An 8844-nucleotide genomic window follows, 5' to 3' on the forward strand; every position below is an offset into this window, starting at 1 on the left:
CGCGGGGCCGTCCTCGGTACGAGGTGCTGGAGGAGTACCCGCTGGGGTGACCTGCGCGACGGAACCCTCGCCGCCATCGGGTCGTCCCAAGCGCGGCAGCAGTCACACCCCAGGAGGTCACGATGGTCCAGCGCCCCACCCTGTCCGCCGTCCTGCGGTGGGCCGCCCCACGCACGCGCGTCCCGGCGCTCGCGCTCGTCCCCGCCCTCGTGCTCGGCGGCTGCGCGAGCGGGGAGACCCACGACCGGGAACCGACCTCCGCGCCCACGAGCGCCGCGCCCACAATGGTGAAGCGCGTCGACGCGGGACCAGCGGGGGCCGAGCAGGGTCCGTGCCCCGCCTCGCTGGCGGATCCCGCCGACGACCACGGTTTCGGCCCCGACGAGCCGGGAGCCGCGACAGTCCGGGTGGGGGCTCCGGCCACCACCGTGACGCTCTGCCGGTACCGCGCGGTCGAGGACGGCCCGGCGAAGACCGGCAACGGCATCCACCTCCGCTGGGACCGGACCGGACAGGTGCGCGAGCTGGCCCCGGCCCGAGCGGCGCGCGTCAGCGAGTTGGTCACCAGTCTGGAGCCGAGCGATCCGCTCCAGGCCTGCTTCGACGACATCGGCGGTCGTTGGCTGCTCGCGCTGAGGACGGGGGACACCTACGACTGGGTCGCCGTGGACGACTTCGGCTGCCGACGCAGCCGCTTGACGGACGACGTGCTCGCCACCGCTCCCGGCGAGGACGCCAGGGCGGGTACGTACGCCACTCCCCCGGCCCTGCTCCGGCTGCTGGCCCGGCTGGCACCCCTGCGCTGATTCCCCGTCCGGGACGGCCACCGGGCACACCCACGTAGCCGGACAGGATGATTGGCCCGGAAGGGGGCCGATCAGGGCCGCTGACGCCCACTTCTCCTGTCCGGCTACGTGGACCGGCAACGCAACAGGCCCCCACCCGTACGGATGGGGGCCCGGCGTGGGCGGCTCGGGTCAGCCGAGTGCCTTGACGATGTCGTCGACGCGGTCCTTGGCGTCGCCGAACAGCATGCGGCTGTTCTCCTTGAAGAACAGCGGGTTCTGCACGCCCGCGTAGCCGGTGGCCATCGAGCGCTTGAAGACGATGACCTCCTGGGCCTTCCACACCTCGAGCACCGGCATGCCGGCGATGGGCGAGTTCGGCTCCTCCAGCGCGGCCGGGTTGACCGTGTCGTTGGCGCCGATGACCAGCACCACGTCGGTCTCGGCGAGGTCGTCGTTGATCTCGTCCATCTCGAGGACGATGTCGTACGGAACCTTCGCCTCGGCGAGCAGCACGTTCATGTGCCCCGGCAGGCGACCCGCGACGGGGTGGATGCCGAAGCGGACCTCGACGCCCTTCTCGCGCAGCTTGCGGGTCATCTCGGCGACCGGGTACTGGGCCTGCGCCACCGCCATGCCGTAGCCGGGCGTGATGACGACCGACTTGGCACCGGCGAGCAGGTCGGCGACCTCCTCGGCCTGCACCTCGCGGTGCTCGCCGTAGTCGCGGGCCTCGCCGGTCACGGCACCGTCGGAGCCGAAGCCGCCGGCGATCACGGAGACGAACGAGCGGTTCATCGCCTTGCACATGATGTAGCTCAGGATCGCACCCGAGGAACCCACGAGCGCGCCGGTGATGATGAGCAGGTTGTTGCCCAGCATGAAGCCGGCCGCGGCCGCCGCCCAGCCCGAGTACGAGTTGAGCATCGACACCACGACGGGCATGTCGCCGCCGCCGATGGCCGCCACGAGGTGGAAGCCGAGGAACAGGGCCAGGACGGTCATGACGACCAGCGGCACGGCACCGATGTACTCGGCGCCACCGGTGGAGTTCATGAACCACACCATGAGGACCAGCGAGATCACGATGACGGCCAGGTTGAGCCAGTGGCGGCCCGGCAGCACCAGCGGCGACGACTTCATCTTGGCGCTGAGCTTGAGGTTGGCCACGATCGAGCCGGTGAACGTCACCGCACCGATGAACACGCCGAGGAAGATCTCGACGCCGTGCGCGGCGTCGATGCCCTGCGGGTGCACCAGGTACGAGTTGAAGCCGACCAGCACGGCGGCCAGACCGACGAACGAGTGCAGCAGCGCGACCAGCTCGGGCATGCCGGTCATCTCGACCGTCTTGGCCTTGCGGGCACCGATGACGCCACCGATGGCGATCGGGACGAGGATCAGCAGCAGCGTCACCCACACGCCGCGACCGGCGTCGAAGGTGGACAGGATCTCCTGGTCGCGCAGGGCGAGCAGGACGGTGGCGACCAGGGCGATCGCCATGCCGGCGATGCCGGCCTGGTTGCCCCGCTTGGCGGTCTCGTGCTTGGAGAGGCCGGCCAGCGCCGCGATGAAACAGATGCCGGCGACGACGTACGCGCCCTGGATCAGGCCGTACAGCTTGTCAGAGGTCAGGAAGTCCACGTTCAGTCCTTCCTGAACATCTCGAGCATGCGGACGGTCACCAGGAAGCCACCGAAGATGTTGATGCTGGCGACCAGGATCGCGACCACGGAGAGCAGCGTGACCAGGAGGTTGTCGCTGCCGACCTGCAGGATGCCGCCGACCAGGATGATCCCGGAGATGGCGTTGGTCTCGGCCATCAGCGGGGTGTGCAGCGCGTGGGCGACGTTCGAGATGACGTAGTAGCCGACGAACACCGACAGCATGAGCACGGTCAGCTGGGTCAGCAGCTCACCGCCCATGAACATCGACAGCGCACCGAACGCGACCGCGCCGGCGGCGACGCCGTACAGCTTGACGCGCGGGTCGACCGGCTTCTTCTCCTCCTTGACCGGGGCGGCCGCGACGGGCGCGGCGACCGGGGCGGCGGAGACCTGCACGGGCGGCGGCGGCCACATCGAGGCGCCGTCGTGGGCGACGGTGATGCCGCGCTGGATGACGTCCTCGAAGTCGAGGACGACCTGTCCGTCCTTGCCCGGGGTGAGGAGCTTGAACAGGTTGACGATGTTGGTGCCGTACAGCTGGCTGGTCTGCGCGGCCAGGCGACCGGCGAGGTCGGTGTAGCCGAGGATGACGACGCCGTTGTCGGTGACGACGCGCTGGTCGGTCACGGTCAGGGCGCTGTTGCCCCCGTTGGCCGCGGCCATGTCGACGATGACCGAGCCGCCCTCCATGGCGGCGATGGTCTCGGCGGTGACCAGCTTGGGCGCGGGACGGCCCGGGATGAGCGCGGTGGTGATGACGATGTCCGCGTTGCGCGCCTCCTCGGCGTACATCGCGGCGGTCGCGGCCTCCTGCTCGGCGGTCATCTCCTTGGCGTAGCCGTCGGAGGAGACCTCCTGCTCCATCTCGACCTTGACGAACTCAGCGCCCATCGACTCGACCTGCTCGGCGACCTCGGGGCGTACGTCGAACGCGCGCACGACGGCGCCCATCGACGACGCGGCACCGATCGCGGCGAGACCGGCGACGCCGGCACCCACGACGAAGACGCGGGCGGGCGCGGTCTTGCCGGCGGCGGTGACCTGGCCGGTGAACATGCGGCCGAACTCGTGGGCCGCCTCGATCACGGCGCGGTAGCCGGCGACGTTGGCCATCGACGACAGGACGTCCATGGACTGGGCGCGGCTGATGCGGGGCACCGCGTCCATCGCCAGGGCGGTGACGCCGGCAGCGGACAGCTTCTCGACCAGCTCAGGGGAGCGGGCCGGGGCCATCAGACTGACGACGGTCGCTCCGCGCTGCAGACGCCCGATCTCGGCGTCGTCGGGAGCGTTGACCTTGACCACCACGTCGCTCGACCAGACGGTCGCGGCGTCGGCAACCTCAGCACCTGCGGCGACGAACGCGGCGTCGGTCTGGTCGGCGGAGAGACCCGCCCCCGACTCGACGACGACGTCGTACCCCAGCTTGCTGAGCTGCTCGGCGGTCTTCGCGGTCGCGGCCACGAGGGTTTCCCCTGGCCGGGACTCGCGCGGGATGCCGATTCGCACTGTTCCTCCTCGGTGTGTGATGTCAGCAACGTACTCGGCACCGGCCGCGGCGGGTCGCGGTCTCAGGTGACCCTGATCACACCACCGGGACTGCGGTGCGACTCCCGCTCAACGGGCGGTGTCACAGACGGTTTCGCAGTACGCGGGGTCCCGCTGGCCGGACGGGGCCGACCAGCGTGCGGGCCGGCTCCGGCCCGAGGGGCTGGGTCAGTGGGCGAGACCGTAGAGACGGTCACCCGCGTCACCGAGCCCGGGCACGATGTAGCCCTTCTCGTTGAGCTTCTCGTCGAGCGAGGCGGTCACCACGGTCACGGGGACCTCGTGGCCCTCCAGCTCGGCCTCGAGGCGCGCGACGCCCTCGGGCGCGGCCAGCAGGCAGATGACGGTGATGTCGTCGGCTCCGCGGTCGGTGAGGAACTTGATCGCAGCCGCCAGGGTCCCGCCGGTGGCCAGCATCGGGTCGACCACGTAGCACTGGCGCCCGGAGAGGTCCTCGGGCAGACGCTCGGCGTACGTGGAGACCGTCAGGTCCTCCTCGTTGCGGACCATCCCGAGGAAGCCGACCTCGGCGAGCGGCAGGAGACGCATCAGGCCGTCGAGCATGCCGAGGCCGGCGCGCAGGATCGGCACCACCAGGGGCCGCGGGGTGGCCATGTGGATGCCCGTCGTGGGCGCCACGGGCGTCTGGATCTGGATCTCCTCGACGCGCACCTCCCGGGTCGCCTCGTACGTCAGGAGGGTGACGAGCTCGTCGGTCAGCTGACGGAACGTCGGCGAGTCCGTCTGCTGGTCCCGCAGGACGGTGAGCTTGTGGGCGACGAGCGGGTGGTCCACGACGTGCAGGCGCATGGGACGAGGGTAGTCCGGCGAGCGGGAACCCCGGAACCCACGGGCCCTGCGAGGATGGCCCCGTGCACGCACGCGACTTCGAGGCCCCGATGCGCCTGGCCCTGGCCGAGGCGCGGGCTGCTGCCGCGACCGACGACGTGCCCATCGGCGCGGTCGTCCTCGACGCCTCCGGGACCGTGATCGGGACCGGCCGCAACGTGCGCGAGGCCGACGCCGACCCGACCGGCCACGCGGAGGTCGTCGCACTGCGCGAGGCGGCCCGGGCGCGCGGCGAGTGGCGGCTGGAGGGCTGCACCCTGGTGGTGACCCTGGAGCCCTGCACGATGTGCGCCGGGGCGGTCGTGCTCTCCCGCGTGCGGCGGCTGGTGTTCGGGGCGTACGACCCCAAGGCCGGCGCCGTCGGGTCGCTGTGGGACGTGGTGCGCGACCGGCGCCTCAACCACCGGCCCGAGGTGGTCGCCGGCGTGCTGGAGGCCGAGTCGACGGCCCTGCTGGAGGGGTTCTTCGCCGGGCACCGGTGAAGGTGTCCGACCTCACGGCCCGCGGGCGCCCGGAGGCCCTCCGGCAGGCGTAGCGTGAGGAGTACCGGGCCGGCGGTCCCGCGCCGACCCGGTTGATCCGAGGTGAGTGACATGTCCGCCCGTCGATGCGTCGTGCTGGCCTCGACCGGCCCCGGGTGCCGCTGAGTGAGCTCCGTGCTCGGCGTCCCCCCTCCGGGCGCCGGGCACGGTCACGGCCGGTCAGTCGTCGAAGGCCGCCAGCTCCTCGTCGGTGAGCAGGCGCGACCGGATCAGGAACCGCACGCCCTCGGGCGCCTCCAGGCTGAACCCGGCGCCGCGCCCCTTCACCACGTCGATGGTGAGGTGGGTGTGCTTCCAGTACTCGAACTGCGCCTTCGACATCCACACCGGTACGGCGCGCTCGAGGCCGACGTCGAGGTCGCCGAGGTGCGTGTCGGCGTCGCCCAGCATGAAGTCGCCGTCCGGGTAGCACATCGGGGACGACCCGTCGCAGCAGCCGCCGGACTGGTGGAACATCACCGGCCCGTGCCGTTCGGTCAGGCTGCGCAGCAGCGCGGCGGCCGCCTCGGTGACGTCGACACGGGACACGGGTGCCTCCTGGGTTGGTGTTCCCGGCGGGCCGGTGGTGGCCCGGCCCGCCGGGAGGTCGGGGTGCGACGGCTCAGAAGAAGCCGAGCTTGTCGGGGCTGTACGACACCAGCAGGTTCTTGGTCTGCTGGTAGTGGTCGAGCATCATCTTGTGGTTCTCACGCCCGATGCCGGACTGCTTGTAGCCGCCGAACGCCGCGTGCGCCGGGTAGGCGTGGTAGCAGTTCGTCCAGACACGTCCGGCCTGGATGGTGCGGCCCGCCCGGAACGCCTGCGACCCGTCGCGGGTCCACACGCCGGCACCGAGGCCGTACAGCGTGTCGTTGGCGATCTTGAGCGCGTCGGCCTCGTCGTCGAACGAGGTCAGCGACACCACGGGACCGAAGATCTCCTCCTGGAAGATCCGCATCGCGTTGTTGCCCTCGAAGACGGTCGGCTGGACGTAGTAGCCCTCCGCGAGGTCGCCGTCGAGGACGAGCCGCTCGCCGCCGGTGAGCGCCTTGGCGCCCTCGGCCTTGCCGATGTCGAGGTACGACAGGATCTTCTCGAGCTGGTCGTTGGAGGCCTGGGCACCCATCATCACGGTGTCGTCGAGCGGGTTGCCCTGCTTGATCGCCCTGACCCGCTCGATCGCGTCGGGGACGAACTGGTCGTACATGGAGCGCTGCACCAGCGCGCGCGAGGGACAGGTGCAGACCTCACCCTGGTTGAGCGCGAACATCGTGAAGCCCTCGAGGGCCTTGTCGTAGAAGGCGTCGCGCTCGGAGGCGACGTTGTCGAAGAAGATGTTCGGGCTCTTGCCGCCCAGCTCGAGCGTCACCGGGATGATGTTCTGGCTGGCGTACTGCATGATCAGGCGGCCCGTGGTGGTCTCGCCGGTGAACGCGATCTTGGCGATGCGCGGGCTCGAGGCCAGCGGCTTGCCTGCCTCCACGCCGAACCCGTTGACGACGTTGACCACGCCGGCCGGCAGCAGGTCGCCGACGAGCTCGAACACCTTGAGGATCGACCACGGGGTCTGCTCGGCCGGCTTGAGGACGACGCAGTTACCGGCAGCCAGGGCGGGCGCGAGCTTCCACACGGCCATCAGGATCGGGAAGTTCCACGGGATGATCTGCCCGACCACGCCCAGCGGCTCGTGGAAGTGGTAGGCGTACGTCGACTCGTCGACCTCGGAGATGCCACCCTCCTGGGCGCGGATGCAGCCGGCGAAGTAGCGGAAGTGGTCGATGGCCAGCGGGAGGTCGGCGTTGAGGGTCTCGCGGACCGCCTTGCCGTTGTCCCAGGTCTCGATCACGGCGAGGTCGGCGAGGTTCGCCTCGAGCCGGTCGGCGATCTTGTTGAGGACGTTGGCGCGCTCCGCGGGGGACGTACGGCCCCAGGCCGGGGCGGCGGCGTGCGCGGCGTCGAGGGCGGCCTCGATGTCCTCGGCCGTGCCGCGGCCGACCTCGGTGAACGGCTTGCCGTTGACGGGGCTGATGTTCTCGAAGTACTCCCCCTTGACCGGGGCGACCCACTCGCCGCCGATGTAGTGGTCGTAGCGGGACTTGACCTCGATGGAGGACTCGGCGGATCCGGGCTGGGCGTAGACGGTCATGGCTGCTCCGTGGTCAGAGGATGTGATGCCCGTCACGTTAGGTTCGCGAACGTTGCAGCCACGTTGCAGCGCTGGCGCCACCGCCCTCGGGCCGGTCGAGACCTACCCCAGCTCGCGGTCGAGGCGGGCGATCTGGGAGTCGACCAGCACCCGCATCGGCGAGGTCGGCCCGAGTGCGACCCGCTGCGCCTGCCACACCTCGTAGTCGTCGGTCCCCCACGCCGACCTGGTCCACGTCGACATGAGGTCGGCCTCGCCGCTGGCCAGCACCGCCGCACGCAGGCTGTGGTGCAGGCCCTCGCGCAGGCGTACGACTCCGGGCGCGGTCGAGCGCGGCAGCACGGGGCCGCGGTAGTCCTGCAGGGCGCGTCGTACGTCGCCGGCCGACAGCATCGCCTCGAGCGCCAGCCAGTCGCCCGTGACGCCCGCGTCGAGGCGGTAAGGCCGGGAGACGAGGAGGTCGCCGAGGAGGTTGCGGAGCCGGTTCATCTCGGCGCGCAGGGTGGAGGAGGCGCCGTCGTCCTCGTACACGAGCACGGCCAGCTCGTCGCCGGAGAGCCCCCGCGGGGCCGCGGCGAGCAGCAGGGCGATCTCGCTGTGCCGCGGCGAGAGGCGAAGCGGCGTGCGACGTCCGCGACCGTCGTCGACGGTGAGGACGGCTTCGTGGCGACCGAGGGTCTCGATGACGACGTCGAGGGATCCCGTCCGGCCGGCGGGCGGCTCGGCGTACTCGCCGTCCCGGCTGCGGGCGTCGCGGACCAACAGGTCGCGGGCGAGCTCGGCCTCGGCCATGCGGGCGGCCGCCCGGACCATGCCCATCGTCTGCGGGACGGCGATCGCGTCGCCGCCGGTGATGTCGAGGACGCCCAGCAACGTGGACGAGGTGGGGTGGTGGATGGGGGTGGCGGCGCACGACCACTCGTGCACGGAACGCCGGAAGTGCTCGGCGCCGCGGACCTGCGCGGACTGGTCGAGCCGCAGCGCCAGTCCGGGGGCGTTGGTGCCGGCGAGCCGCTCGTCCCAGTTGGAGCCCTCGACGAACCCGATGGACTCGGCGGCGCGCAGCGAGGCGTGCGAGCCGCTGAGCCAGAGCAGCTGCCCCTGGGCGTCACTGACCGCCATCACGGCCCCGCAGTCGCGGGCGGCCTGGCCGAGGACGTCGTCGAGGAGCGGGAAGACCCGCGCCAGCGGGTGCGCGCGGCGCTGGTCACGCAGGTCGCTGCCGTCGAGGGTGATCGGCGCGGCCACGGTCTCCGCGTCCACCCCCGACGCTGCTGAGAGGTGCCAGGAGTCGGCGACCTCGGCACGCATCGCGTCGCCGGACATGG

8 protein-coding genes are annotated in these 8844 nt (G+C 71.2%); 2 read left to right on the forward strand and 6 right to left on the reverse strand.

Annotation, left to right across the window (positions count from 1 at the left end):
- Window positions 1-122: 122 nt before the first annotated feature.
- A complete protein-coding gene (locus ACI379_RS11990; protein ID WP_439792322.1) occupies window positions 123-806 on the forward strand; it encodes a hypothetical protein in 684 nt (227 codons plus the stop codon).
- A gap of 171 nt (window positions 807-977) precedes the next feature.
- Here the strand turns inward: ACI379_RS11990 and pntB are convergent, their stop codons facing one another.
- The 3 genes from pntB to upp all read right to left on the reverse strand — a co-directional run bounded on the left by pntB (window position 978) and on the right by upp (window position 4810).
- The gene (pntB, locus tag ACI379_RS11995) at window positions 978-2429 is read right to left on the reverse strand and encodes a Re/Si-specific NAD(P)(+) transhydrogenase subunit beta (RefSeq protein WP_439792323.1); all 1452 of its coding nucleotides are present in this window, start codon (window positions 2427-2429) and stop codon (window positions 978-980) included.
- Between the two features lie 2 nt (window positions 2430-2431).
- Window positions 2432-3961 carry a Re/Si-specific NAD(P)(+) transhydrogenase subunit alpha gene (locus tag ACI379_RS12000; RefSeq protein ID WP_439792324.1) on the reverse strand — a complete coding sequence of 510 codons (1530 nt, stop codon included), beginning with the start codon at window positions 3959-3961 and terminating at the stop codon, window positions 2432-2434.
- 207 nt (window positions 3962-4168) lie between these two features.
- Entirely contained in the window at window positions 4169-4810 is a 642-nt protein-coding gene (gene upp / locus ACI379_RS12005; RefSeq protein WP_439792325.1) for a uracil phosphoribosyltransferase, read from the reverse strand.
- Between the two features lie 89 nt (window positions 4811-4899).
- Between upp and ACI379_RS12010 the strand changes: the two genes are divergently transcribed.
- Window positions 4900-5331 (forward strand): nucleoside deaminase, encoded by a 432-nt coding sequence (locus tag ACI379_RS12010; RefSeq protein ID WP_439792329.1) that lies wholly within the window; start codon window positions 4900-4902, stop codon window positions 5329-5331.
- 219 nt (window positions 5332-5550) lie between these two features.
- Here the strand turns inward: ACI379_RS12010 and ACI379_RS12015 are convergent, their stop codons facing one another.
- The 3 genes from ACI379_RS12015 to ACI379_RS12025 form a co-directional block, all read right to left on the reverse strand.
- The gene (locus ACI379_RS12015) at window positions 5551-5919 is read right to left on the reverse strand and encodes a DUF779 domain-containing protein (protein ID WP_439792326.1); all 369 of its coding nucleotides are present in this window, start codon (window positions 5917-5919) and stop codon (window positions 5551-5553) included.
- A gap of 73 nt (window positions 5920-5992) precedes the next feature.
- Window positions 5993-7516 (reverse strand): acetaldehyde dehydrogenase ExaC, encoded by a 1524-nt coding sequence (exaC, locus tag ACI379_RS12020; RefSeq protein ID WP_439792327.1) that lies wholly within the window; start codon window positions 7514-7516, stop codon window positions 5993-5995.
- Between the two features lie 102 nt (window positions 7517-7618).
- Window positions 7619-8844, reverse strand: a 1226-nt coding sequence (locus tag ACI379_RS12025) for a transcriptional regulator (protein WP_439792328.1), incomplete at its 5' end; no start/stop codon positions are given.

The organism is Nocardioides sp. (genome assembly GCF_051876515.1).
In the GTDB taxonomy this organism is placed as follows: domain Bacteria; phylum Actinomycetota; class Actinomycetes; order Propionibacteriales; family Nocardioidaceae; genus Nocardioides.

What these genes read in the sequence shown, in the direction of transcription:
- ACI379_RS11990 (WP_439792322.1), top strand. Translation starts at nt 123, where the DNA reads ATGGTCCAGCGCCCCACCCTGTCCGCCGTCCTGCGGTGGGCCGCCCCA.
- upp (WP_439792325.1), bottom strand. Translation starts at nt 4,810, where the DNA reads ATGCGCCTGCACGTCGTGGACCACCCGCTCGTCGCCCACAAGCTCACC.
- ACI379_RS12010 (WP_439792329.1), top strand. Translation starts at nt 4,900, where the DNA reads ATGCGCCTGGCCCTGGCCGAGGCGCGGGCTGCTGCCGCGACCGACGAC.
- exaC (WP_439792327.1), bottom strand. Translation starts at nt 7,516, where the DNA reads ATGACCGTCTACGCCCAGCCCGGATCCGCCGAGTCCTCCATCGAGGTC.